This is a genomic window from Delftia sp. WSY_16 (assembly GCF_043104415.1).
In the GTDB taxonomy this organism is placed as follows: domain Bacteria; phylum Pseudomonadota; class Gammaproteobacteria; order Burkholderiales; family Burkholderiaceae_C; genus Comamonas; species Comamonas tsuruhatensis.
The window spans coordinates 453656-476853 of the sequence record NZ_JBICKS010000019.1 but is presented as its reverse complement, the minus strand read 5'-3'; the positions used below and the strand labels follow the sequence as shown (position 1 = coordinate 476853).

Here is a 23198-nt window from a genome sequence, read left to right as displayed (position 1 = left end):
CAAAGGCTTGGGTCATGTCTGTGGATTTCGCGTCGGTTTGGAATATTGCCCTGGACTGGATGGCCCATGGCCTGTGGCAGCTGTCGTGGTGGCAGCTGCTGCTGTATGCCCTGGTCACCACCCACGTCACGATTGCGGGCGTCACCATCTTCCTGCACCGCTGTCAGGCCCATCGTTCGCTGGACCTGGGGCCGGTGCCCTCGCATTTCTTCCGGTTCTGGTTGTGGTTGGGCACGGGCATGGTCACCAAGGAGTGGGTGGCCATCCACCGCAAGCACCACGCCAAGTGCGAAACCGAGGACGATCCCCACAGCCCGCAAACGCGCGGGCTGGATACCGTGATGCGCCAGGGCGCGGAGCTGTACCGCGAAGAGGCCAAGAACGCCGAGACGCTCAGGAAGTTCGGCCACGGCACGCCCGACGACTGGATCGAGCGCCATCTCTACAGCCGGCATTCGATCTGGGGTCCTTCTCTGATGCTGGTCATCAACGTGCTGCTGTTCGGCGCCATCGGACTGACCATCTGGGCCGTGCAGATGGCCTGGATTCCGTTCTGGGCTGCCGGTGTGGTCAACGGCCTGGGCCATTTCTGGGGCTACCGCAACTTCGAGGCCCAGGACGCCAGCACCAACCTCGTGCCCTGGGGCCTGGTCATCGGCGGTGAGGAACTGCATAACAACCACCACACCTATCCGACCTCGGCCAAGTTCTCGGTCAAGCGCTATGAGTTCGATATGGGCTGGGCCTACATCCGGGCGATGCAGGCGGTCGGCTGGGCCAAGGTCAAGAAAACGCCGCCCAGGCTGGTCATGGGCGCCATCAAGCCTGTGGCCGACGAAAAGACGCTGGAGGCCGTGATCGCCAACCGCTACGAGGTCATGGCCCGCTATGCGCGCGGCGTGCGTGCCGCCGTGCAGTTCGAACTCGATGCGCTCAAGCAGCGCAAGGCGCAGCAGGCCGACCTGTCCTTGCTCAGGACGGCGCGCCGCTGGCTGCACCGCGATGCCGACAAGGTGCCCGCCCAGGCGCAGGACCAGCTGGCCCAGGCGCGCGCCGCCCATCCCGTGCTGGACCAGATGCTGGTCATGCGCGAGGAGCTGCGCCAGCTGTGGCTCAACACCTCGCTGTCGCGCGAGCAGCTGACGGCCCATCTGCAGGCCTGGTGCCATCGCGCCGAGGCCAGCGGCATTGCCGCGCTCAAGGAGTTCTCGGTCAAGCTGCGCGCTGCCCACGCCTGAAGCTGCGAAGCCAGCCGGCAAGCGTCCATTCCCGGGGCCGCATCTTCTCTTCGGAGGCGATGCGGCTTTTTGCTGCGGGGTTCGGCTGCAGTTCCAGACCTGCCGTGGCCTGGGACACGGAGCGGACTCTTATCCGCAGGTCCGCGCCTGCGCGCCAGCCCTGGCCCGGCTGCAGCCTGAGGGTCAGCCCCGGCGCTGCATCGGCCCAGACCTGCTGCGGGACGCTGATTTCCAGGCTGCCCTGGCGGCAAAACAGCTCGCAGCCCTCCTGCATGGACAGATACAGGTCGTTTCCGGGGGCGAGATGGCGCAGTTCGAACGAGCGGGTGTGGGCGTTATGCATGGGTCTGTGTCCTGTAGTTCCAGGCCCCAAGCGTAGGCATTCGGCCCTCTTTGGCACAGGCACAGCCTATGGTTTGTTGCGCCGCAGCAGTGCAGGCAGTCCATGTTCTGTTCTGCTGCATGGCTTGATGATCTGTATCTGTTGCGTAACAGGGCCTTGAGGCAAGATCTCGGTCAAGCACTTCCATCCCCAGCCGTTTTCCATCCTGCCCATGACCGCCGCAAGCGCCGCCCCCACCCTGTACCGCCGCCTGGCGGCCGACTACAGCCTGGCCATGGAGATGGGCACGCTCAAGGCGGGCGAGCGCATGCCTTCCGTGCGCGAGCTGATGCGCCGCCACGAGGTCAGCCTGTCCACGGCGCTGCAGACGCTGCGGCATCTGGAGGATCTGGGCCAGCTCGAGGCCCGCCCGCGCGTGGGCTACTTCGTGCGCGATGCCCGGCCTGCAGGGCTGGCGCCTGCCAGCGAGCCGGATCTGAGCCAGCCCGTGCAGCCGTTGCCACAACAGCACTTTGCGGGCATCAATGAGCACATCTCGCTCATGCTGGAGCGCGGCCGCCAGGCCGACGTGCAGGTGGACCTGGGCGGTGCCACGCCGCCGCCAGAACTGTTCGATCGCGGCTACCTGAACCAGGCGGCTGCCCGGCTGCTGCGCGAGCAGCCCGATCTGCTGGTGCTGGGGCGTTCCATGATGGGCAGCCACCCTGATTTCCAGCGGGCCATGGCGCGGCGCGCGCTGGCGGCGGGCATCCATGTCGCACCGGCCGATGTGCTGGCGACCACGGGCAATTCCGAGGCTGTGAGCCTGGCGCTGGCCGCCGTGGCCTCGCCGGGGGATGTGGTGGCCGTGGAGTCGCCGACCTACTACGGCCTGCTGCAGGTGGTGGAGTCCTTGCAGATGCAGGCGCTGGAGATTCCCTGCAGCCCGCGCACCGGCCTGTCCATTGAGGCGTTGGAGCTGGCCCTGCAGACCCAGCCCCGGCTGAAGGCCGTGGTGGTCGTGCCCGAGCTGCAGATGCCGCTGGGCACGCGCATTCCCGATGAACACAAGGCCAGACTGGTCGAGCTGTGCGCCGCCCACGGCGTGGCGCTGATCGAGGACGACTCCTACGGCCTGTTCGTGGAAAGCAGCCAGCCCGTGCGCCCCATCAAGGCCTGGGACCGCCTGCCGGGACATGTGATCTATTGCGAGGCCTTCAACAAGAGCATGGCGCCAGGCCTGCGCCAGGGCTGGATGAACGCCGGCCAGTGGCATGGCCGTGTGCAGATGCTCAAGTTCGCGCGCAGCCGGGGGACCCAGACCCTGGCCCAGTTGCTGGCGGCCGCCTGCGTGGGCTCGCCCGCGCATCTGCGCAATCTGCAGCGCCTGAAGCAGCAGCTGCGGCGCCAGCGCGAGGGCATGGCGCAGCTGGTGGCGCGCTTTTTCCCGTTGGGAACGCGGCTGAGCCTGCCGCCCGGCGGGCTCAGCCTGTGGCTGGAGCTTCCGGCTGGCGTGTCCACGTCCGCGCTGTTCACGCAGGCGCTGGCGCGCGGCATACGCACGGCGCCGGGCAGCATGTTCTCCAACTCGGGCCGCTACGAGCACTGCATGCGCCTGGGCTGCACCCTGCCCGTGGATGGCGTGGTCGAGCAGGCCTGCCGCGATCTCGGCGCCATGGCCTGCGCGCAGCTGGGCCAGCCCGCGCGCCACGGGTGAGGGACGCAAAAAAACCGCCGGGCTTGCGCCGGGCGGTTTCTTTGTCGGTACCAGGGACAGGCTGAATTACTTCAGCTTGATTTCCTTGTACGTGACGTGCTTGCGAGCCTTGGGATCAAACTTCATGATCGCCATCTTCTCGGGCATTGTCTTCTTGTTCTTGGTCGTGGTGTAGAAGTGGCCGGTTCCTGCAGTGGATTCCAGCTTGATCTTTTCGCGTCCGCCTTTAGCAGCCATGGTGTTTCTCCTTGAGGGATTTAGGCTTGGCCACGGGCACGCAGGTCTGCGAGCACGGAGTCGATACCGTTCTTGTCGATCAGGCGCAGAGCAGCGCTGGAAACGCGCAGGCGCACCCAACGGTTTTCGCTCTCAACCCAGAAACGGCGGTATTGCAGGTTGGGCAGGAAACGACGCTTGGTCTTGTTGTTGGCGTGGGAAACGTTGTTTCCCACCATGGGCTTCTTGCCCGTTACTTCACATACGCGTGCCATGAGGACACTCCGATAGTTGTACAGCCGCCGACGCTGATGCCCTGCATTTGCTGCAGGGCCTGCCGGCAACCTCACCTCGCCATAAAGGGTGGCGGTAACCCCATCGCTGAAAGTGTCCTGGCCATGCAAGCAAGGCGCGCTTCAAATTCAGCAAAGCCACGGATTATAGCGTCTTCATGAGAAAAGCCCCTGGGCCAGCCAATCACGGCGGCAGCCAGGGGCTTTTGCCGCCCTGCACGAGGGCAGGGCGGGCGGGATGGCTTCCCGCTTATTCCTGCTCCAGGAAGCGCTGGGCGTCCAGCGCGGCCATGCAGCCCGTGCCGGCGCTGGTGATGGCCTGGCGGTAGACATGGTCCTGCACGTCGCCGGCCGCGAACACGCCGGGCACGCTGGTCTGGGTGGCGAAGCCCTTGAGGCCGCCCTGGGTGATGATGTAGCCGGTCTCGTCCATCTCCAGGTGGCCCTTGAAGATCTCGGTGTTGGGCGCGTGGCCGATGGCGATGAAGCAGCCCTGCAGCTGGATGTCCTCGGCATGGCCATCCTGGGTGCTCTTGATGCGGATGCCGGTCACGCCGGACTGGTCGCCCAGCACCTCGTCGAGCACGAAGTGGGTCTTGAGTTCGATCTTGCCGGCACGGACCTTGTCCATGAGCTTGTCCACGAGGATGGGCTCGGCCTTGAACTTGTCGCGGCGGTGCACCAGGGTGACCTTGCTGGCGATGTTGGACAGGTACAGGGCTTCCTCGACGGCGGTGTTGCCGCCGCCGACCACGCACACGGGCTGCTCGCGGTAGAAGAAACCATCGCAGGTGGCGCAGCCCGAGACGCCGCGGCCCATGAAGGCCTCTTCGGAGGGCAGGCCCAGGTACTTGGCCGAGGCGCCCGTGGCGATGATCAGGCTGTCGCAGGTATAGGTGCCGGAGTCGCCGGTCAGCGTGAAGGGGCGCTTGGAGAAATCGACGCTGTGGATGTGGTCGAACACCACCTGGGTCTTGAAGCGCTCTGCGTGCTCCAGGAAGCGCTGCATCAGTTCGGGGCCCTGTACGCCGTTCACGTCCGCAGGCCAGTTGTCCACTTCCGTCGTCGTCATCAGCTGGCCACCCTGGGCCATGCCGGTCACCAGCAGCGGGTTGAGGTTGGCGCGCGCGGCGTAGATGGCGGCCGTGTAGCCGGCAGGGCCGGAGCCGAGGATCAGGACTTTGGCGTGTTGCGTAGAAGACATGGATGCAGTTCTTGAAAAAGGCGCACGCCGGCAGTCGGCGTGCAGAAAAAAGATACATCGGGCACAGCCATGGAGTATCGCTCCGCAGCCGGGTTCCCGTTGCCATGCGGATCAATGGCCCGGATTGTCAAAAATGATCGGCATGGCGCCGTCATGCAGCGGCGTCATGTTCTGTTGCAAGTGCTTGCATTACGCTAGCAGGCCGTCCTGGCTGTTTTTGCGGCCAGCCCGAGGGGGCTGGGGTAAGCTCCCGCCTGCGTATGACCTACTCATTGAACGCTCTGAACGCTTCCACATCCGCCAAGGGCAAATCCAAGTCTGCGGCGCGCCCCGGCATGGTGGCGCGCTTCGGCCATGAAATGCTGCTGTTGGCGGGGCTGCTGGCCCTGGTGTTCTGGCTTGCCTCCATGCTCAGCTACTCGCCCCAGGATCCAGCGTGGTCCACCTCCGGGGCGGGACACGCGCGCCTGGTCGCCAACTGGATGGGCCGCGTCGGAGCCTGGCTGGCCGACGCCTGCTATTTCGGCTTCGGCATGTCGGTCTGGTGGCTGGTGCTGGCCTCGGTGCAGACCTGGATGTCTTCCTTCGCCCGCTGGCTGCGGGGCGGCGTGCCCCGCGATGGCGTGCAACTGCCGCCGCTGTGGCGCCGGCGCCTGCGTTTCTGGGGTGGCCTGCTGCTGCTGCTGGGCGCAAGCTGCGCGCTGGAATGGACGCGGCTGTACCGCTTCGAGAGCGTGCTGCCAGGCCCTGCCGGCGGCGTCTTTGGCTACATGCTGGGCTACCACAGCCTGCAATGGCTGGGCTTCATGGGTTCGGGCCTGATCGGCATCTGCGTGGCCGTGATCGGCCTGGCCATGGTGTTCCGCTTTTCCTGGGGGCATCTGGCGGAATCCATGGGCGCACGCCTGGATGGATGGGTGCATTTCCTCTTCGCGCGCCGCGAGAAGGCCCGGGACGAGGCCGCAGGCCGCCGTGCCGCGCGCGAGCGCGAAGAGGTGTTGCAGGAAGAGCGCACGGAAAGCGCCGTGCAGCACCCGCAGCCCGTGCAGATCATCGAGCCCGTGCTGCAGGAGGCGGCGGCCCCCAGCGTGCGCGTGGTCAAGGAGCGCCAGAAGCCGCTGTTCTCCGAATTGCCCGACAGCAAGCTGCCCCAGGTGGACCTGCTCGATGCGGCGCAGCAGCGCCAGGAAAGCGTCTCGCCCGAGACGCTGGAGATGACCAGCCGGCTGATCGAAAAGCGCCTCAAGGACTTTGGCGTGGAAGTGCATGTGGTGGCCGCCATGCCCGGCCCCGTGATCACGCGCTACGAGATCGAACCGGCCACGGGTGTCAAGGGCTCGCAGATCGTGAACCTGGCCAAGGATCTGGCGCGCTCGCTGTCCCTGGTGTCCATCCGCGTGATCGAGACGATCCCCGGCAAGAACTTCATGGCGCTGGAGCTGCCCAATGCCAAGCGCCAGTCCATCCGCCTGTCCGAGGTGCTGGGCTCGCAGGTCTACCACGATGCCAAGAGCATGCTGACCATGGGCCTGGGCAAGGACATCGTGGGCAACCCGGTGGTGGCCGATCTGGCCAAGATGCCGCACGTGCTGGTCGCCGGCACCACGGGTTCGGGCAAGTCGGTGGGGATCAACGCCATGATCCTGTCGCTGCTGTACAAGGCCGAGGCGCGCGATGTGCGCCTGCTGATGATCGACCCCAAGATGCTGGAAATGTCGGTCTACGAAGGCATTCCTCACCTGCTGTGCCCCGTGGTCACCGACATGAAGCAGGCCGCCAACGGCCTGAACTGGTGCGTGGCCGAGATGGAGCGCCGCTACAAGCTCATGAGCAAGCTGGGCGTGCGCAATCTGGCGGGCTACAACACCAAGATCGACGAGGCCAAGGCGCGCGAGGAATCGATTCCCAACCCCTTCAGCCTCACGCCCGAGGAGCCCGAGCCGCTGCAGCGCCTGCCGCACATCGTCATCGTCATCGACGAGCTGGCCGACCTGATGATGGTGGTCGGCAAGAAGATCGAGGAGCTGATCGCGCGCCTGGCCCAGAAGGCCCGCGCGGCCGGCATCCACCTGATCCTGGCCACCCAGCGCCCCAGCGTGGACGTGATCACCGGCCTGATCAAGGCCAACATTCCCACGCGCATCGCCTTCCAGGTCAGCAGCAAGATCGACAGCCGCACCGTGCTCGACCAGATGGGTGCCGAGTCCCTGCTGGGCATGGGCGACATGCTCTACATGGCCAGCGGCACGGGCCTGCCCGTGCGCGTGCACGGCGCCTTTGTGTCCGACGAGGAAGTGCACCGCGTCGTGGGCTACCTCAAGGAGCAGGGCGAGGCCGACTATATCGAGGGTGTGCTCGAAGGCGGCACGGCCGAGGGCGACAGCGAGTTCGGCGCGGAGTCCGGCGACGGCGGCAACGGCGAGAAGGATCCCATGTACGACCAGGCCGTGGAAGTGGTGCTCAAGGACCGCAAGGCCAGCATCTCGTATGTGCAGCGCAAGCTCAGGATTGGTTACAACCGCTCGGCCCGCCTGCTGGAAGATATGGAAAAGGCGGGCCTGGTCAGCGGTCTCACGGCCAGCGGGCAGCGCGAGGTGCTGGTGCCGGCGCGCGCCGGGGAATGAGCCCGCATTTCGCAATCATGGAGAAAGAATGAAACGTCTGTTGACTGCAGTTGTGATCGCGGCAAGCGCGACGGTCTCGTGGGCCGATGGCCTCAAGAGCCTGGAAGCCTTCATGAAGAATTCCCAGGCCGGCCGCGCCGAATTCACCCAGGCCGTCACGGCCCCGTCCAAGGATGGCCAGCCGCCGCGCACCAAGAACTCCAGCGGCCAATTCGAATTCCAGCGTCCCGGCAAGTTCAGGTTCGTCTACACCAAGCCGTTCGAGCAGACCATCGTGGCCGACGGCAAGACGCTGTGGCTCTATGACGCCGACCTCAACCAGGTCACGCAGCGCGCGCAGGCCCAGGCCCTGGGCAGCACGCCTGCCGCCATCCTGGCGTCGGCCAGCGATCTCAAGGCGTTGAGCGCCGATTTCGATCTGCAGTCCGCGCCCGAGCAGGATGGCCTGCAATGGGTCCAGGCCAGCCCCAAGGACAGGAACGGCCAGCTCAAGAGCGTGCGCGTGGGCTTTGCAGCCGATGGGCAGCTTTCGGCGCTGGACATCCTCGACAGCTTTGGCCAGCGTTCGCTGATCCGCTTCAGCAAGCTGCAGGCCCAGGCATCCCTGCCGGCCTCGACCTTCGAGTTCAAGGTGCCTGCGGGCGCCGACGTGCTCAAGCAGTAATCCACCGCTGCACAGGGCGGCCCTTCAAGAACCTCACACGCTGCGGTGCGCAGTTTGTGAGGTTTTGTAATGGTTTTGCCTAATATCGCCGGGACAATAGCGGCCTGCGGCCAGCGACTGTTTCGACGTCCCTTCGAGGACATGCTGGCCGGCTCTCGCATGTCTTTATGAACCTCAGTCGCAAGTTGCCGCTCGCCATTGCCATGGCGCTGCTATTCACCCTGGCCGCCGGATTCTTCGGCCTCTGGTCGGCCCATCAATCCCTTGGCGTCTTTCACGGCGACGTACAGCGCCACATGGCCGCAGAGCGCCTTGCCGCAGAAGTGGAAGGCCACTTCAAGACCCAGGTCCAGGAATGGAAGAACGTGCTGCTGCGCGGCTCGGACAACGCGCTGCGCGAGCGGCACTGGAAGGGCTTTCTGTCCGATGAGCGCGCCGTGCAGGACAAGACCACCGCCTTGCTGGCCCTGGTGGAAGACGCCGCCCTGCGCGAGATGGCCCAGCGCTTTGTGGCACAGCACCGCAAGATGGCCGAGGGCTATCGCGTGGGCCTGGACAAGTTCGAGGCCACGGGCTTCGACCCCTCCGTGGGCGACATGGCCGTGCGCGGCGTGGACCGCGAGCCGGCCGAGCTGCTGTCCCGGCTCAAGGCCGGCATCGCTGCCCAGAGCAAGTCCGTGGCCGATGATGCCTACAGCAGCGGCAGGCGCGCCACGGAATTGAGCCTGGCGCTGATGCTGGTGGCGGCCGTGGCCGGCGTGGTCATTGGCTGGCTTATCACCCGCGCCGTGGTGGCACCGCTGCGCAGCGCGGTCCGGCTGGCCGAGAACGTGGCCCGTGGCCATCTGACCAATGCCATAGCGAGCGGCGGCCGCGACGAGCTGGGCCAGCTGCTGCGGGCGCTGGGCGCCATGCAGGAACAGCTGCGCAGCATCGTCGTGGAAGTGCGCGGCAATGCGGAGCAGGTGGCATCCGCCAGCTCGCAGATCGCAGCGGGCAACAGCGACCTGGCCCAGCGCACCGAGCAGCAGGCGTCGGCCCTGCAGATGACGGCATCCTCCATGGACCAGCTCGACTCCACCGTGCGCGGCAATGCCGATCACGCAGAGAAGGCCAACCTGCTGGCTTCGTCCGCCAGCGACATTGCCACGCGCGGCGGCGATGCCATCTCGGCCGTCGTGGGCACCATGCGCAGCATCCAGGATGCGTCCGAACGCGTGGTCAGCATCATCGAGGTGATCGACGGCATTGCCTTCCAGACCAACATTCTTGCGCTCAACGCGGCCGTGGAGGCCGCACGGGCCGGCGAGCAGGGCCGGGGCTTTGCGGTGGTGGCCGCCGAGGTGCGCACGCTGGCCCAGCGCAGCTCGGGTGCGGCGCGGGAGATCCGCGACCTGATCCAGGCCAACGCCCAGCGCGTGGCCCTGGGCGCCCAGGAGGTGGACAGTGCGGGCGCGACCATGGCCTCGGTGCAGGAGGCGATTGCCAAGGTCTCGCGCATGATCGGCGCCATCAGCCATTCCAGCGGCGAACAGAGCGCGGGCGTGAGCCATGTCAACAGCGCCATCGTCCGCATCGAGGAAGGCACCCAGCAGAACGCCGCGCTGGTGGAGCAGACCAGTTCGGCCGCCGAGAGCCTGCGCAAGCAGGCCCATCAGCTGGTCGAACTCATGTCGAGGTTCAGGACGGCTTGAACGCGGCGGCGGGCGCAGGGCGCAGCCGGTCGTGGAGGGCGGCCAGCACCAGGGTCGCGGCCACGGGCAGGGCCCAGCCCATGCCGTTGCCCGGCAGGCTGTTCAGGAACGCGGGCAGCCAGTCCTGCCAGCCGGCAGCCCTGGCTGCATCGATGAGACCAAACAACAGGGCCACGGCCAGCACCGGTGCGAACACCCGCTGCGCATTGCGCCACAGGCCAGACAGCAGGCTCAGCACCACCAGGGCGATGGCCAGCGGGTAGATGCCCACGAGCACGGGTCCGGATACGGCGATCAGCTGGGCCAGGCCCTGGTTGGACACCAGAATGCAGGCCAGGCCGATGGCCACCACCACTGCACGGTAGGGCAGGCGCAGCATTTGGCTGAAGTAGGCGCCGCAGGCACTGACCAGGCCCACGGCCGTGGTCAGGCAGGCCAGGGAGATCACCACGGCCAGCAGCAGGCTGCCGATGGGGCCGAAGGTGTGATCCACATAGCGCGTGAGGATGAGCACGCCGGTCTGTGCCTGCGGGGCGATGGACTGGCTGGTGGCGCCCAGATGGATCAGCGACAGATACACCATGCCCAGTCCGACGGCGGCGATCACGCCCGCGACGATGGCGTAGCGCGTCTGCAGGCCGGTATCGGAGATGCCGCGGTCACGGATGGCGTTGACGATGACGATGCCGAAGGCCAGCGCCCCCAGCGCGTCCATGGTCTGGTAGCCCTCCAGGAAACCTTCGGTCAGCGGCGACACCAGGTAGTCGCCACTGGCCCTGGTGGCCTCCCCGGCCGGCAGCAGCACGGCGGCGGCGCCCAGCACCACCAGCGCCAGGATCAACACGGGCGTGATCAGCTTGCCGATGTTGTCGATCAGCTTGCCCGGGAACAGGGACAGGCCCATGACCAGGGCGAAGTACACGGCAGAGTAGATGAACAGGGCTGTGCTGCTGTGGCCCATGAAAGGCGCAAAGCCCATCTCGAACGACACCGTCGCCGTGCGCGGCGTGGCGAACAGCGGCCCCAGGATGAGATAGATCAGCAGGCCCAGCACCATTCCGGCCTTGCGGCCCACGGGCGAGGTCAGTGCGTCCATGCCGCCGCCCACGCGCGCCAGTGCGACCACCGTGAGCAGGGGCAGGCCCACGCCCGTCAGCAGGAAGCCGGTGGCCGCGGCGGCCGCGTGTTCGCCGGCGCCCTGGCCGACCATGGGCGGAAAGATGATGTTGCCCGCGCCGAGGAACAGCGCAAAGGTCATGAAGCCTAGGGCGATCAGGTCCCTGGTCTTGAGTGTTTGCATGGATGCAGAAATGAAAAGGCACCGCATTGCCGCATGGCAGGCGGTTCCGTAAACGGAGGTAGGCGCGGGTTGGAAGGCTGCGATGACGCAGGCCCGAAGGTCGCGCGCGGATCGCGCGGCCGGCTCCGCAAAGGGCAGCATTTTAGGGCTGCGGCCCGAAGCAGGTGTGAAATGTCAGTGATTGCTCTTGATGGGGTGCATGCAAACAATCCATGTCGTTTCAGTAACATGCCTGGAGGCGATGGCCATATTCCCGTCTGAAGATCAGGAGTTTCAGTCCACGGCCGACATCAGGCATCAAGGCCTGGCGCACCTGCGCCAGCCATGGCGTGGACAATGGCGCCATGGTTCTGCAACTGCATCTGTTCCTCTTGGCGAAGAATCCGCAACACGGGCTGCCGCACCTCGCGTGCGGGGAGCGGCCTTCGAGAGAGCTGTCCCATGGCTGATCTGTTCACCCAGGAGCCCTCCGCACCACTGGCCGAAGCCCTGCGGCCCAAGACCCTGGACGAGGTCGTGGGCCAGTCCCACCTGCTGGGCGAAGGCAAGCCGCTGCGCCTGGCCTTCCAGTCGGGCAAGTCGCATTCCATGATCTTCTGGGGGCCACCCGGCGTGGGCAAGACCACGCTGGCCCGGCTCACGGCCACGGCCTTCAAGTGTGAGTTCATTGCGCTGTCGGCGGTGTTCTCCGGGGTCAAGGACATCCGCGCGGCCATGGAGCAGGCCCAGCAGAACCTGGCCATGGGCAGGCACACCATCCTCTTCGTGGACGAGATCCACCGCTTCAACAAATCCCAGCAGGATGCGCTGCTGCCCTATGCGGAAAGCGGCCTGGTGACCTTCATCGGCGCCACCACGGAGAACCCGTCCTTCGAGGTGAACTCGGCCCTGCTGTCGCGCGCACAGGTCTATGTGCTGCAGTCACTGACCGATGAAGAGCTCAGGCAGCTGCTGCAGCGCGCGCAGGAAAAGGCCCTGGGCGGCCTGCAGTTCGACGACCTGGCGCGGGACACCATCATCGGCTATGCCGATGGCGACGCCCGGCGGTTCCTGAACCTGCTGGAGCAATGCCAGACGGCGGCGGGCGCTGCAGGCGTCACCCGGATCGATGCCGAATTCGTGCAGAACGCGCTGACCTTGAATGCCAGGCGCTTCGACAAGGGGGGCGACAACTTCTACGACCAGATCTCGGCCCTGCACAAGTCCGTGCGCGGCTCCCATCCCGATGCGGCGCTCTACTGGCTCACCCGCATGCTCGACGGCGGCGCCGATGCGCGCTACCTGTCGCGGCGCATCGTGCGCATGGCCTGGGAAGACATAGGCCTGGCCGATCCGCGCGCCATGCAGATCGCCAACGATGCGGCCCTGACCTACGAGCGCCTGGGCAGCCCCGAAGGCGAGCTGGCCCTGGGCCAGGCCGTTATCTACCTGGCCATGGCCCCCAAGAGCAACGCCGGCTACAACGCCTACAACAAGGCCCGGGCCTTCGTGAAGCAGGACAGGAGCCGCGAGGTGCCCGTGCACCTGCGCAACGCGCCCACCAAGCTCATGAAGGAGCTGGGCTACGGCCATGAATACCGCTACGCGCACGACGAGCCCAACGCCTACGCGGCCGGCGAGACCTATCTGCCCGAGGGCATTGCGGAGCCGGGCTGGTACCAGCCCGTGCCACGGGGCCTGGAGATCAAGATCGGCGAGAAGCTGGCGGTGCTGCGCAAGTGGGATGAAGAGGCTGGCGGCGGCGGCGCATAGCCGAATCCCGTGAGAGCAGGCCGGGGCTGGAGCCAGGGCTAGGCGCCCGGGCCGGGCTCCACCGTCACATCCCGCGCGTGCAAGGGAGCGTGGCAGTGCGAGCAGACGATCAGGGGATCGAACGTGTGGCCGCACACCGAATGCCGGTGCAGCAGGGGCCGGCCTTCCTCGCCGGACATGTGCACATCGCCCCAGTGCACGATGGCCATGACCACGGGATGCAGGTCCAGTCCCTTGGACGTGAGGCGGTACTCGTGCCGCACCGGCGCCTCCTGGTAGGCCACCTTCTTGAGCACGCCGGCCTCGACCAGCCTGGCCAGCCTGTCCGACAGCATGGGGCGTGAAATGCCCAGGCGCCCCAGGAATTCATCGAAGCGGCGCACTCCCAGAAAGCAGTCGCGCAGCACCAGCAGCGTCCAGCGGTCACCGATGACCGAGACCGTGCGTGCGATGGAGCAGCGCTCCTCTTCCAGTTCGTTCCATTTCATTGGGCAGTTCCCCGCTTGACGGGTTCAGATTTTAAACCTACCGTGCATAAAGTTCAAAAAATGAACTGACTTCTTCATCCACGGAGATTCCATGACCGACAAGAAAGCCATCCTCGTCATCGGTGCCGGTGACGCCACGGGCGGGGCGATTGCCCGGCGCTTTGCGCGCGAAGGCTATATCGCCTGCGTCACCCGCCGCGATGCCGACAAACTCCAGCCGCTGGTCGAGCAGATCCGCGCCGCAGGGGGTGAAGCCCATGGCTTTGGCAGCGACGCGCGCAAGGAAGAGGAAATGGTGGCCCTGGTGCAGAAGATCGAGGCCGAGATCGCACCCATCGAGGTCGCCGTCTTCAACATCGGCGCCAATGTGCGCTTCGGCATCACCGAAACCACGGCGCGCGTCTACTTCAAGGTCTGGGAGATGGCCTGCTTCGCCGGCTTTCTGATGGGGCGGGAGGCGGCCAGGGTGATGCTGCCGCGCGGCCGGGGCACCATCATCTTCACGGGTGCCACGGCCAGCTTGCGCGGGCGCGAGGGCTTTGCCGCGTTTGCCGGTGCCAAGCACGGCCTGCGCGCCCTGGCGCAGAGCATGGCGCGCGAACTCTGGCCCAAGGGCATCCATGTGGCCCATCCCGTGATCGACGGCGCCATAGACACCGAATTCATCCGCAGCAATTTCCCCGAGCGCTATGCCCTCAAGGAGCAGGGCGGCATCCTCAATCCCGAGCACATTGCCGACCTCTACTGGCAACTGCACCAGCAGCCGCGCGACGCCTGGACGCACGAGACCGAGATCCGTCCCTGGATGGAGCCGTGGTGAGCCGCCTTGCCTTATCGCATCGTCACTTCCTCCCACTCCCGCAGGCCACGCCATGAACACCAAGGTGCAATTTCTCTTCGACTTCGGCAGCCCCAACGCCTATCTCTGCCACCAGGTCATTCCCCGGATCGAGGCGCGCAGCGGCATCCGCTTCGAATATGTGCCTGTCCTGCTGGGAGGCCTGTTCAAGCTGGCCAACAACCGCTCCCCGGCCGAGGCCAATGCCGACATTCCCAACAAGCGCGCCTATGAGGCGCTGGAGCTGCAGCGCTTCGTGCACAGGCACAGCCTCACGCGCTTCCGGATGAATCCTCACTTTCCCGTGAACACCCTGCAGATCATGCGTGGGGCCGTGGCCGCCCAGGACATGGGCTGCTTCGAGCGCTATGTCGATGCGGTGTTCTCCAGCATGTGGGAGAAGGGCTGCAAGATGGACGATGCCCAGGTGATCGGCACCGAGCTGTCCGGTGCGGGTCTGGACGCCCCAGCCCTGATCGCCGCAAGCCAGACGCCCGAAGTCAAGGCCCGGCTGCTGGCAAATACCGAGCAGGCCTTCCACCGTGGCGCTTTCGGATCGCCCACCTTTTTTGTTGGCGACGAGATCTACTTCGGCAAGGACCGCCTGCGCGATGTGGAGGAGGAGGCGCTGCGGGCCTGAAGCCAGCCTCAGGCCGACCGTCCGTCGTAGCGCGTGATGCGCAAGGCTTCGGCATCCACGCCTTCCAGGCAGCGCACGTTGACTGCCGCCATGTGCCGGCCCTTGGGATCGGTGGCTTCGCCGAAAGGGTGGATGCCGCAGGTCGGGCAGAAGCGGTGCTGGATCAGATGCCGGTGGAAGGTGTAGGAGCGCATCTGCTCCTCGGGCGTGCTCAGCTGCAACTGTTCGCGGGGCACGAACCACATGAGGGCGCCCTTGCGCGCGCAGATGGAGCAGTTGCAGGCCATGACCTGGGTGAGTTCGCCTTCCACATCGAAAGCGATGCCGCCGCAGTGGCAGCTGCCGTGGTATTTCATCGGGGTTCTCCGTGGCCACCGCTTGCTGGCGGCACTGCCGTTGATGGTAGGAGTTCATGCTGGCTGCGGCAAATTGCTGCAGTGCTACATAAGAGCGCGTGGCTTGTAAAGCCTCGGGAAACCCCGCTGCAACAAGGCGTTGCAGGCCACCGGGGGGTGCCTAGAATCGCCCATCCCCTGCGGCTTCCTGATCACAAGCCGGGATGCGGCAGGAGAGCTTCCACCACCATGGCATTGCTGGCTCCGTTCGTTTGGATGCGAGGCACGCTGAATGTCTCCATCCTGAGCAAAAGGGGAGAGCGCATATGGACATACTGCTTCAGCAGGTCATCAACGGATTGGTCCTGGGCAGCATGTATGCCCTGATCGCCCTGGGCTACACCATGGTGTACGGCATCATCCAGCTCATCAACTTCGCCCATGGCGAGGTGCTCATGGTCGGGGCGCTGACCAGCTGGAGCTGCATAGGCCTGATGCAGGAGGCCATGCCGGGCGCACCGGGCTGGCTGATCCTGCTGCTGGCGACGGTGATCGCCTGCGTGGTGGCCGCCGCACTGAATTTCGTGATCGAGAAAGTGGCCTACCGGCGCCTGCGCAGCAGCCCGCGCCTGGCGCCCCTGATCACGGCCATCGGCGTCTCGCTGCTGCTGCAGACGCTGGCCATGATCATCTGGAAGCCCAACTACAAGGCCTATCCCACGCTGCTGCCGAGCACGCCCTTCGAGATCGGCACGGCGGTGATCACGCCCACCCAGATCCTGGTGCTGGTGGTCACGGCGATTGCGCTGGCTGCGCTGACCTACCTGGTCAACTACACCAAGCTCGGGCGCGCCATGCGGGCCACGGCCGAGAATCCGCGCGTGGCGGCCTTGATGGGCGTCAAGCCAGACATGGTGATCTCTGCCACCTTCATCATCGGCGCCGTGCTGGCGGCCATCGCGGGCATCATGTACGCCTCCAACTACGGCACGGCCCACCACACCATGGGCTTTCTGCCGGGACTCAAGGCCTTCACGGCGGCCGTGTTCGGCGGCATCGGCAACCTGGCGGGCGCCGTGGTCGGCGCCATGCTGCTGGGGCTGATCGAGTCCATTGGCTCGGGCTACATCGGTGATCTCACGGGCGGCGTGCTGGGCAGCCACTACACCGACATCTTCGCCTTCATCGTGCTCATCATCATCCTGACGCTGCGCCCCTCGGGCCTGCTGGGTGAGCGAGTGGCCGACCGCGCCTGAGGAGAGACGCATGAACAGCAAGAAGACCGTGCAATGGATCCTGGGTGGCCTGGCGCTGCTGGCGCTGCCGCTGGTGCTGCAGTATTTCGGCAATGCCTGGGTGCGCATCGCCGACCTGGCGCTGCTCTATGTGCTGCTGGCACTGGGCCTGAACGTGGTGGTGGGCTACGCGGGCCTGCTGGACCTGGGCTATGTGGCGTTCTACGCCGTGGGCGCCTACATGTTCGCGCTGATGGCCTCGCCGCATCTGGCGGAGACCTTCGAGGGCTTTGCCGCCATGTTCCCGGACGGGCTGCATACCTCCATCTGGCTGGTGATACCGCTGGCGGCGCTGCTGGCGGCCATCACGGGGATTTTGCTGGGCATTCCGGTGCTCAAGCTGCGCGGGGACTACCTGGCCATCGTCACGCTGGGCTTCGGCGAGATCATCCGCATCTTCATGAACAACCTGGACCAGCCGGTCAACATCACCAATGGCCCCAAAGGCATAGGCCAGATCGACTCGGTCAAGATCCTGGGACTGGACCTGGCCAAGCGCCAGGAGATCTTCGGCTACGACATCAGCTCGGTCACGCTGTACTACTACCTGTTCCTCTTCCTGGTGCTGGTCAGCATCGTGATCTGCTGGCGCCTGCAGGACTCGCGCATAGGCCGCGCCTGGATGGCCATCCGCGAGGATGAGATCGCCGCCAAGGCCATGGGCATCAACACGCGCAACATGAAGCTGCTGGCCTTCGGCATGGGCGCCTCTTTTGGCGGTGTCTCGGGCGCCATGTTCGCGGCCTTCCAGGGCTTCGTCTCGCCCGAGTCGTTCAGCCTCATGGAGTCCATCATGATCGTGGCCATGGTGGTGCTCGGCGGCCTGGGCCATCTGCCCGGCGTGATCCTGGGTGCGGTGCTGCTGTCGGCGTTGCCCGAGGTGCTGCGCTATGTGGCCGGTCCCCTGCAGCAGATGACCGATGGGCGGCTCGATGCCTCCATCCTGCGCCAGCTGCTGATCGCGCTGGCCATGATCGTCATCATGCTGATGCGTCCGCGCGGCCTGTGGCCGTCGCCCGAACATGGCAAGAACCTGCCGCACCAGTCCTGAGCATGGAGAAACCGCAGATGGCGAATACGGCAGACAACAGCTCCAGCGCTCCGGTGCTCAGGGTTTCGGGCATTTCCAAACGCTTCGGCGGGCTGCAGGCGCTGTCCGATGTGGGTATGACCATTGGCCGGGGCCAGGTCTACGGACTGATCGGACCCAATGGCGCGGGCAAGACCACCTTCTTCAACGTGATCACGGGCCTGTACACGCCCGACAGCGGCAGTTTCGAGCTGGCCGGCAAGGCCTACGAGCCCACGGCCGTGCACAAGGTGGCCAAGGCCGGCATTGCGCGCACCTTCCAGAACATCCGGCTGTTTGCCGAGATGACGGCGCTGGAGAACGTGATGGTCGGGCGCCATGTGCGCACGCACTCGGGCCTGATCGGCGCGGTGCTGCGCACGCGCGGCTTCAAGGCCGAGGAGGCCGCCATCCGCGCGCGCGCCCGTGAATTGCTGGACTACGTGGGCATCTCCAAGTACGCGGACTTCAAGGCCCGCACGCTGAGCTACGGCGACCAGCGGCGCCTGGAGATCGCGCGGGCCCTGGCCACCGACCCGCAGCTGATCGCGCTGGACGAGCCTGCCGCCGGCATGAATGCCACCGAGAAAGTGCAGCTGCGCGAGCTGATCGACCGCATCCGCCGCGACCAGCGCACCATCTTGCTGATCGAGCACGACGTGAAGCTGGTCATGGGCCTGTGCGACCGCGTCACCGTGCTCGACTATGGCAAGCCCATTGCCGAAGGCACGCCGGCCGAGGTGCAGAAGAACGACAAGGTGATCGAAGCCTATCTGGGCACGGGAGGACACTGAACCATGGGCGAGCAAGAGCAAGACAAGGGCGCGTCCCCTCCGGTGCTGCTGAAGGTCGAGGGCCTGAAGGTGGCCTATGGCGGCATTCAGGCCGTCAAGGGCGTGGACTTCGAGGTGCGCCAGGGCGAGCTGGTCTCGCTGATCGGCTCCAACGGTGCCGGCAAGACCACCACCATGAAGGCCGTCACGCGCAGCCTGCAGATGGCGGACGGCGACGTGCACTACCTGGGCCGCAGCATCCGGGGCGTGGGCGCCTGGGATCTGGTGGCCCAGGGCCTGGTCATGGTGCCCGAAGGGCGCGGCGTGTTCGCGCGCATGACCATCACCGAGAACCTGCTCATGGGCGCCTACACGCGCAACGACAAGGCCGGCATTGCCGCCGACATCGAGCGTATGTTCGGCATCTTCCCGCGGCTGAAGGAGCGCCGCGACCAGCTGGCCGGCACCATGTCGGGTGGCGAGCAGCAGATGCTGGCCATGGCGCGCGCGCTGATGAGCCAGCCCAAGGTGCTGCTGCTGGACGAGCCCTCCATGGGCCTGTCGCCCATCATGGTGGACAAGATCTTCGAGGTCGTGAGCGACGTGCACGGCCTGGGCGTGACCCTTGTGCTGGTCGAGCAAAATGCCAGCCGTGCGCTGGCGCTGGCCGATCGCGGCTATGTGATGGAGTCCGGCCTGATCACCATGACGGGGCCCGGCCAGACCCTGCTCAGTGACCCGCGCGTGCGGGCTGCCTATCTGGGCGAGTGAGCGCCACGGCTGCCGTGAGCGCGGGGATGGATGGAATGCCCCGTGCCACTGACGGGATATGGCAAAAATATGACGATTTGATGAAGATTCATCAAGCGTCGATCGATGCGAGACTTTGCGTATTTGTGCGATGGAATGGGTTATTCGAGGAAATTCGCGCAAAAAGGCAATTTTTGGAAAGAAATCGAAAATCCGCCCTGCCCAGTGCCGGACGCGATAATTTGGGTTTCCCCGCGTCGGGCTGCACATCACATGAACTGGCTCCAACACATCCCCGTCGGGCTGCAGACCGTGGTCCTGCTGGCCATGAGCAATGTCTTCATGACCTTCGCCTGGTATGGCCACCTGAAGAACCACGCCTCGTCGCCCTGGTACGTGGCAGCCCTTGTCAGCTGGGGCATCGCGCTGTTCGAGTACCTGCTGCAGGTGCCCGCCAACCGCATAGGCCACACGCAGTTCAGCGTGGCGCAGCTCAAGATCATCCAGGAGGTGATCACGCTGGCGGTGTTCGCGCCCTTTGCCGTGCTCTACCTGAACCAGCCGCTCAAATGGGACTTCCTCTGGGCCGGGCTATGCATGGTGGGCGCGGTGTACTTTATTTTTCGCAGCGGCTGACAGGGCGGCGCGCCGGCGCGCAAAAACGCGCCTGGGACTCAAGAGTACACTTCGCCCCGTTCAAGCCGGGAAGCCATGCCAAGCATCCGCAATGTGACGCAGTGAGTCGCCTGGTTCCCCCTGTTTCCCGGTAAGGAGCATTCATGCTTTTTGGCAAGTTATTGCCGCGCGAAGGCAATTTTTTCGAGATGTTCAACCAGCATGCCGATCGCATCGTCGAAGCCGCGCATGCCTTCTCGCAGCTTGTCGCCAACTACAACGATCCTCATCTTCGCGAGAAGTACAACGAGGACGTGAACAACGCCGAGCGTGCCGCAGACCGCGTGACGCACGACGTCACCAAGGCGCTGCACAAGACTTTCATCACGCCGCTGGACCGCGAGCACATCCACTCGCTGATCAACACCATGGACGACGTGGCCGACCTGATCCAGGACTCGGCCGAGACCATGGCGCTGTACGACGTGCGCCACATGACGGAAGAGATCACGCGCCTGACGGACCTGTGCGTGCGCTGCTGCGAGCGGCTGCGCGATGCGGTCAAGCTGCTGTCGCGCATCTCCGATCCCTCGGTGGTGGACGCGGCGATGAAGACCTGCGAGGAAATCGACCGCCTCGAATCGGACGCCGACCGCGTGATGCGCTCGGCCATGAGCAAGCTGTTCCGCGAAGAGCCCGATGTGCGCGAAGTCATCAAGCTCAAGGCCATCTACGAGCTGCTGGAGACGGTGACCGACCGCTGCGAGGACGTGGCCAACCTGATCGAGGGCATCGTCCTCGAGAATTCCTGAGCCCTCGCGGAGTCGTTTCTCTATGGAATCCGTACAAGCGGCCCTGTGGGTCGTGATCCTGCTGGTGGTGCTGGCCCTGCTGTTCGACTTCATGAACGGCTTCCACGATGCTGCCAACTCGATCGCCACCGTGGTCTCCACGGGCGTGCTCAAGCCCACGCAGGCCGTGGCCTTCGCAGCCTTCTTCAACGTGGTGGCGGTCTTTGTCTTTCACCTGAGCGTGGCAGCCACCGTGGGCAAGGGGATCGTGCAGCCCGGCATCGTCGACACGCATGTGGTCTTCGGTGCCCTGGTCGGTGCCATTGCCTGGAACGTGATCACCTGGCACTACGGCATCCCCAGCAGTTCCTCGCATGCGCTGATCGGCGGCATCGTGGGCGCGGTGATGGCCAAGGCCGGCGCAGGCGCGCTGATTGCCAGCGGCATCGGGAAGACCGTGGCCTTCATCTTCGTCTCGCCGCTGCTGGGCTACCTGCTGGGCTCGCTGATGATGGTGCTGGTGGCCTGGGTCTGCCGGCGCGCCGCGCCCAACAGGGTGGACCGCTGGTTCCGCAGGCTGCAGCTGGTCTCCGCCGGTGCCTATAGCCTGGGCCACGGCGGCAATGACGCGCAAAAGACCATCGGCATCATCTGGCTGCTGCTGATCGCCACCGGCTATGCCAATGCCGGCGACGCCGAGCCGCCGCTGTGGACCATCGTCAGCTGCTACCTGGCCATCGGCCTGGGAACCATGTTCGGCGGCTGGCGCATCGTCAAGACCATGGGCCAGAAGATCACCAAGCTCAAGCCCGTGGGCGGCTTCTGCGCCGAAAGCGGTGGTGCACTGACGCTGTTCTTTGCAACCTTCCTGGGCGTGCCGGTCTCGACCACGCACACCATCACCGGCGCCATCGTCGGCGTGGGCTCCACCCAGCGCGCCAGCGCCGTGCGCTGGGGCGTGGCAGGCAACATCGTCTGGGCCTGGGTGCTGACGATCCCTGCCAGCGCCTTCGTGGCATCGATTGCCTACTGGATCAGCCTGCAGCTGTATTGAGCCGGGGCTGCTGCCGCCAAAAAGAAAGACCGCCCATGGCGGTCTTTCTTTTTTCGGGGGAGGCGTTGGCTGCGCCTCACTGCGAAATCTTGCGCGCCTCCTCCACCTGGTGCTCGAAGTAGTGCTGGAAACTGTAGGCAATGCTGGCCATGAGCACGGCGGCGCCCAGCATCAGCGACAGCGCAATGGCAAAGATGGTTGACCAGCCCGTGCGTCCGGCCTGCGCCTGCACGTCAATGCCGGGGTTGTGGCGCCGGTTCCAGGCTTCGGTGTCGGTCAGCCCGTAGAGGATGGCGCGCAGCGCACAGCCGGCGATGGTGAAGCCCAGCAGCGGAATCAGCAGCCAGCTGAGCTGGTCGTCCTGTCCCAGTTGCTGCACGCGTTCGATGCCGTACACGCCCAGCGCCGTGGGCACGGGCAGCAGCCAGCCCAGCCAGTCGCCGAGCCCATGCAGGTAAAAGCGATGCAGCCCCAGCGGCCCGCCCACAAAGGCCAGCCAGGCGGCCAGTGTCTTGTTCCTGGGGCGGGGAGCCCGGTCGGCGCCGGTGGTCTGGGGCAGGGGCGTGCTGGGTCGGTTCATGCGCCCATTATTCGGGCGAACTGCGGTCGCCGTCTCCCAGGGTCTTCTCCATGAGCACGATGTCCAGCCAGCGGCCGAACTTCCATCCCATGGAGCGCAGCGTGCCCGCAGGGGTGAAGCCTGCAGCGCGGTGCACCCCGATGGAGCCGGCATTGGCCGAGTCGCCGATCACCGCCAGCAGTTTGCGCACGCCGGCCGCCTCGCAGTCGTGCGACAGCGCATCGATCAACAGGCGGCCCACGCCCTGGCCGCGTGCCGCGTCATGCACATAGATGGAATCCTCGGCAGAAAAACGATAGGCCGGGCGCGGCTTGAACCAGTTGGCGTAGGCAAAGCCCAGCACCTGGCCCTGTGCGTCCACGGCGACCAGATAGGGCAGGCCCTTGGTCAGCACATCCGCGCGGCGCGTGGCCATGTCGGCTTCGGAAGGGGGATCGGTCTCGAACGTTCCTGTGCCATGCAGCACGTGGTGGCGGTAGATGGCGGTGATGGCAGCGAGATCGCTGTCCTGGCTTGGGCGGATGGTAGGCATGAGAAAAGAAGTTCGATATAATCGCTGGTTTTACGGCGTGTCGCTGGCCGGGTGGCCATGTCGCGTGTCTCAAACGCCGCAAAACTCTGTGCAGCCATTTATTGTGTGTTAATTACGTGGTGGCTGCGCCACCCGAAGGAAAATCATGGTCGTCATTCGACTCTCTCGCGGCGGTTCCAAGGCCCGTCCGTTCTACAACATCGTTGCTGCTGACAAGCGCGTTCGCCGCGATGGTTCGTTCATCGAACGTCTGGGCTTCTACAACCCCAACGCCCGTGGTGGCGAAGAGGGTCTGCGCGTTGCTCTGGACCGCGTGAACTACTGGAAGGGCGTTGGCGCGCAGGCTTCCGAGACCGCAGAGCGCCTGATCAAGCAGGCCACCCAGAAGACTGCTGCCTAATTCAGCACCCCTTC

General features: G+C 65.5%; 25 protein-coding genes. 16 read left to right on the top strand and 9 right to left on the bottom strand.

Annotated features, from left to right (window positions below; translation table 11 throughout):
* Window positions 1–14: 14 nt before the first annotated feature.
* Window positions 15–1238, top strand: coding sequence for a fatty acid desaturase (locus tag ACF8O7_RS11590; RefSeq protein WP_126310867.1), 1224 nt, complete (start codon window positions 15–17; stop codon window positions 1236–1238).
* Here the strand turns inward: ACF8O7_RS11590 and ACF8O7_RS11585 are convergent.
* Complete coding sequence (locus ACF8O7_RS11585) at window positions 1213–1581, bottom strand: hypothetical protein (protein WP_017405191.1); 369 nt, start codon at window positions 1579–1581, stop codon at window positions 1213–1215. The two genes, ACF8O7_RS11590 and ACF8O7_RS11585, sit on opposite strands and share 26 nt — an antisense overlap.
* Before the next feature lie 211 nt (window positions 1582–1792).
* Here ACF8O7_RS11585 and ACF8O7_RS11580 point away from each other — a divergent pair, with 211 nt between their 5' ends.
* On the top strand, window positions 1793–3277 hold the full coding sequence (locus ACF8O7_RS11580) for a PLP-dependent aminotransferase family protein (RefSeq protein ID WP_016445762.1): 1485 nt from the start codon (window positions 1793–1795) through the stop codon (window positions 3275–3277).
* A gap of 66 nt (window positions 3278–3343) precedes the next feature.
* Here ACF8O7_RS11580 and rpmG read toward each other — a convergent pair whose 3' ends face one another.
* The 3 genes from rpmG to trxB all read right to left on the bottom strand — a co-directional run bounded on the left by rpmG (window position 3344) and on the right by trxB (window position 4990).
* Window positions 3344–3514: a 50S ribosomal protein L33 gene (rpmG, locus tag ACF8O7_RS11575; RefSeq protein ID WP_012207164.1), complete on the bottom strand. Its 171-nt coding sequence runs from the start codon at window positions 3512–3514 to the stop codon at window positions 3344–3346.
* Window positions 3515–3534: 20 nt separating this feature from the next.
* Complete coding sequence (gene rpmB / locus ACF8O7_RS11570) at window positions 3535–3768, bottom strand: 50S ribosomal protein L28 (RefSeq protein ID WP_012207163.1); 234 nt, start codon at window positions 3766–3768, stop codon at window positions 3535–3537.
* A 268-nt stretch (window positions 3769–4036) separates the two neighbouring features.
* A complete protein-coding gene (gene trxB / locus ACF8O7_RS11565; protein WP_016445763.1) occupies window positions 4037–4990 on the bottom strand; it encodes a thioredoxin-disulfide reductase in 954 nt (317 codons plus the stop codon).
* 260 nt (window positions 4991–5250) lie between these two features.
* Here trxB and ACF8O7_RS11560 point away from each other — a divergent pair, with 260 nt between their 5' ends.
* From ACF8O7_RS11560 to ACF8O7_RS11550, 3 genes are all read left to right on the top strand, one after another.
* Window positions 5251–7614 (top strand): DNA translocase FtsK, encoded by a 2364-nt coding sequence (locus ACF8O7_RS11560; RefSeq protein WP_016445764.1) that lies wholly within the window; start codon window positions 5251–5253, stop codon window positions 7612–7614.
* A 28-nt stretch (window positions 7615–7642) separates the two neighbouring features.
* Window positions 7643–8278 carry an outer membrane lipoprotein chaperone LolA gene (gene lolA, locus ACF8O7_RS11555; RefSeq protein ID WP_126310866.1) on the top strand — a complete coding sequence of 212 codons (636 nt, stop codon included), beginning with the start codon at window positions 7643–7645 and terminating at the stop codon, window positions 8276–8278.
* Between the two features lie 167 nt (window positions 8279–8445).
* Window positions 8446–9972 (top strand): methyl-accepting chemotaxis protein, encoded by a 1527-nt coding sequence (locus ACF8O7_RS11550; protein ID WP_126310865.1) that lies wholly within the window; start codon window positions 8446–8448, stop codon window positions 9970–9972.
* On the opposite strand, the gene brnQ is transcribed toward ACF8O7_RS11550, so the two are convergent.
* Window positions 9959–11272, bottom strand: a complete 1314-nt coding sequence (brnQ, locus tag ACF8O7_RS11545) for a branched-chain amino acid transport system II carrier protein (protein WP_016451105.1) — start codon at window positions 11270–11272, stop codon at window positions 9959–9961. The genes ACF8O7_RS11550 and brnQ overlap by 14 nt on opposite strands.
* A gap of 441 nt (window positions 11273–11713) precedes the next feature.
* Here brnQ and ACF8O7_RS11540 point away from each other — a divergent pair, with 441 nt between their 5' ends.
* The gene (locus tag ACF8O7_RS11540; RefSeq protein ID WP_126310864.1) at window positions 11714–13024 is read left to right on the top strand and encodes a replication-associated recombination protein A; all 1311 of its coding nucleotides are present in this window, start codon (window positions 11714–11716) and stop codon (window positions 13022–13024) included.
* Between the two features lie 38 nt (window positions 13025–13062).
* Here ACF8O7_RS11540 and ACF8O7_RS11535 read toward each other — a convergent pair whose 3' ends face one another.
* Window positions 13063–13512 carry a helix-turn-helix domain-containing protein gene (locus ACF8O7_RS11535; RefSeq protein WP_016445769.1) on the bottom strand — a complete coding sequence of 150 codons (450 nt, stop codon included), beginning with the start codon at window positions 13510–13512 and terminating at the stop codon, window positions 13063–13065.
* Between the two features lie 91 nt (window positions 13513–13603).
* Between ACF8O7_RS11535 and ACF8O7_RS11530 the strand changes: the two genes are divergently transcribed.
* Window positions 13604–14332, top strand: a complete 729-nt coding sequence (locus ACF8O7_RS11530) for an SDR family oxidoreductase (protein ID WP_016445770.1) — start codon at window positions 13604–13606, stop codon at window positions 14330–14332.
* A 52-nt stretch (window positions 14333–14384) separates the two neighbouring features.
* Entirely contained in the window at window positions 14385–14990 is a 606-nt protein-coding gene (locus ACF8O7_RS11525; protein WP_016445771.1) for a 2-hydroxychromene-2-carboxylate isomerase, read from the top strand.
* Between the two features lie 8 nt (window positions 14991–14998).
* Here the strand turns inward: ACF8O7_RS11525 and ACF8O7_RS11520 are convergent, their stop codons facing one another.
* Entirely contained in the window at window positions 14999–15346 is a 348-nt protein-coding gene (locus ACF8O7_RS11520; RefSeq protein WP_016445772.1) for a GFA family protein, read from the bottom strand.
* A gap of 305 nt (window positions 15347–15651) precedes the next feature.
* Between ACF8O7_RS11520 and ACF8O7_RS11515 the strand changes: the two genes are divergently transcribed.
* The 7 genes from ACF8O7_RS11515 to ACF8O7_RS11485 all read left to right on the top strand — a co-directional run bounded on the left by ACF8O7_RS11515 (window position 15652) and on the right by ACF8O7_RS11485 (window position 21672).
* Window positions 15652–16581 carry a branched-chain amino acid ABC transporter permease gene (locus tag ACF8O7_RS11515; protein ID WP_016445773.1) on the top strand — a complete coding sequence of 310 codons (930 nt, stop codon included), beginning with the start codon at window positions 15652–15654 and terminating at the stop codon, window positions 16579–16581.
* Window positions 16582–16591: 10 nt separating this feature from the next.
* Window positions 16592–17671 carry an ABC transporter ATP-binding protein gene (locus ACF8O7_RS11510; RefSeq protein ID WP_277848896.1) on the top strand — a complete coding sequence of 360 codons (1080 nt, stop codon included), beginning with the start codon at window positions 16592–16594 and terminating at the stop codon, window positions 17669–17671.
* Window positions 17672–17688: 17 nt separating this feature from the next.
* On the top strand, window positions 17689–18483 hold the full coding sequence (locus tag ACF8O7_RS11505; RefSeq protein WP_016445775.1) for an ABC transporter ATP-binding protein: 795 nt from the start codon (window positions 17689–17691) through the stop codon (window positions 18481–18483).
* 3 nt (window positions 18484–18486) lie between these two features.
* Window positions 18487–19233, top strand: coding sequence for an ABC transporter ATP-binding protein (locus ACF8O7_RS11500; RefSeq protein WP_047326590.1), 747 nt, complete (start codon window positions 18487–18489; stop codon window positions 19231–19233).
* Between the two features lie 252 nt (window positions 19234–19485).
* Window positions 19486–19848, top strand: coding sequence for a DMT family protein (locus ACF8O7_RS11495; RefSeq protein WP_016445777.1), 363 nt, complete (start codon window positions 19486–19488; stop codon window positions 19846–19848).
* A gap of 143 nt (window positions 19849–19991) precedes the next feature.
* Complete coding sequence (locus ACF8O7_RS11490) at window positions 19992–20639, top strand: DUF47 domain-containing protein (protein ID WP_016445778.1); 648 nt, start codon at window positions 19992–19994, stop codon at window positions 20637–20639.
* Window positions 20640–20661: 22 nt separating this feature from the next.
* Window positions 20662–21672, top strand: a complete 1011-nt coding sequence (locus ACF8O7_RS11485; protein WP_016445779.1) for an inorganic phosphate transporter — start codon at window positions 20662–20664, stop codon at window positions 21670–21672.
* Window positions 21673–21748: 76 nt separating this feature from the next.
* Here ACF8O7_RS11485 and ACF8O7_RS11480 read toward each other — a convergent pair whose 3' ends face one another.
* Complete coding sequence (locus ACF8O7_RS11480) at window positions 21749–22252, bottom strand: NINE protein (RefSeq protein ID WP_016445780.1); 504 nt, start codon at window positions 22250–22252, stop codon at window positions 21749–21751.
* Window positions 22253–22259: 7 nt separating this feature from the next.
* Window positions 22260–22784 carry a GNAT family N-acetyltransferase gene (locus ACF8O7_RS11475; protein ID WP_126310862.1) on the bottom strand — a complete coding sequence of 175 codons (525 nt, stop codon included), beginning with the start codon at window positions 22782–22784 and terminating at the stop codon, window positions 22260–22262.
* 145 nt (window positions 22785–22929) lie between these two features.
* Here ACF8O7_RS11475 and rpsP point away from each other — a divergent pair, with 145 nt between their 5' ends.
* A complete protein-coding gene (gene rpsP / locus ACF8O7_RS11470; RefSeq protein ID WP_012207143.1) occupies window positions 22930–23184 on the top strand; it encodes a 30S ribosomal protein S16 in 255 nt (84 codons plus the stop codon).
* Window positions 23185–23198 lie beyond the last annotated feature (14 nt).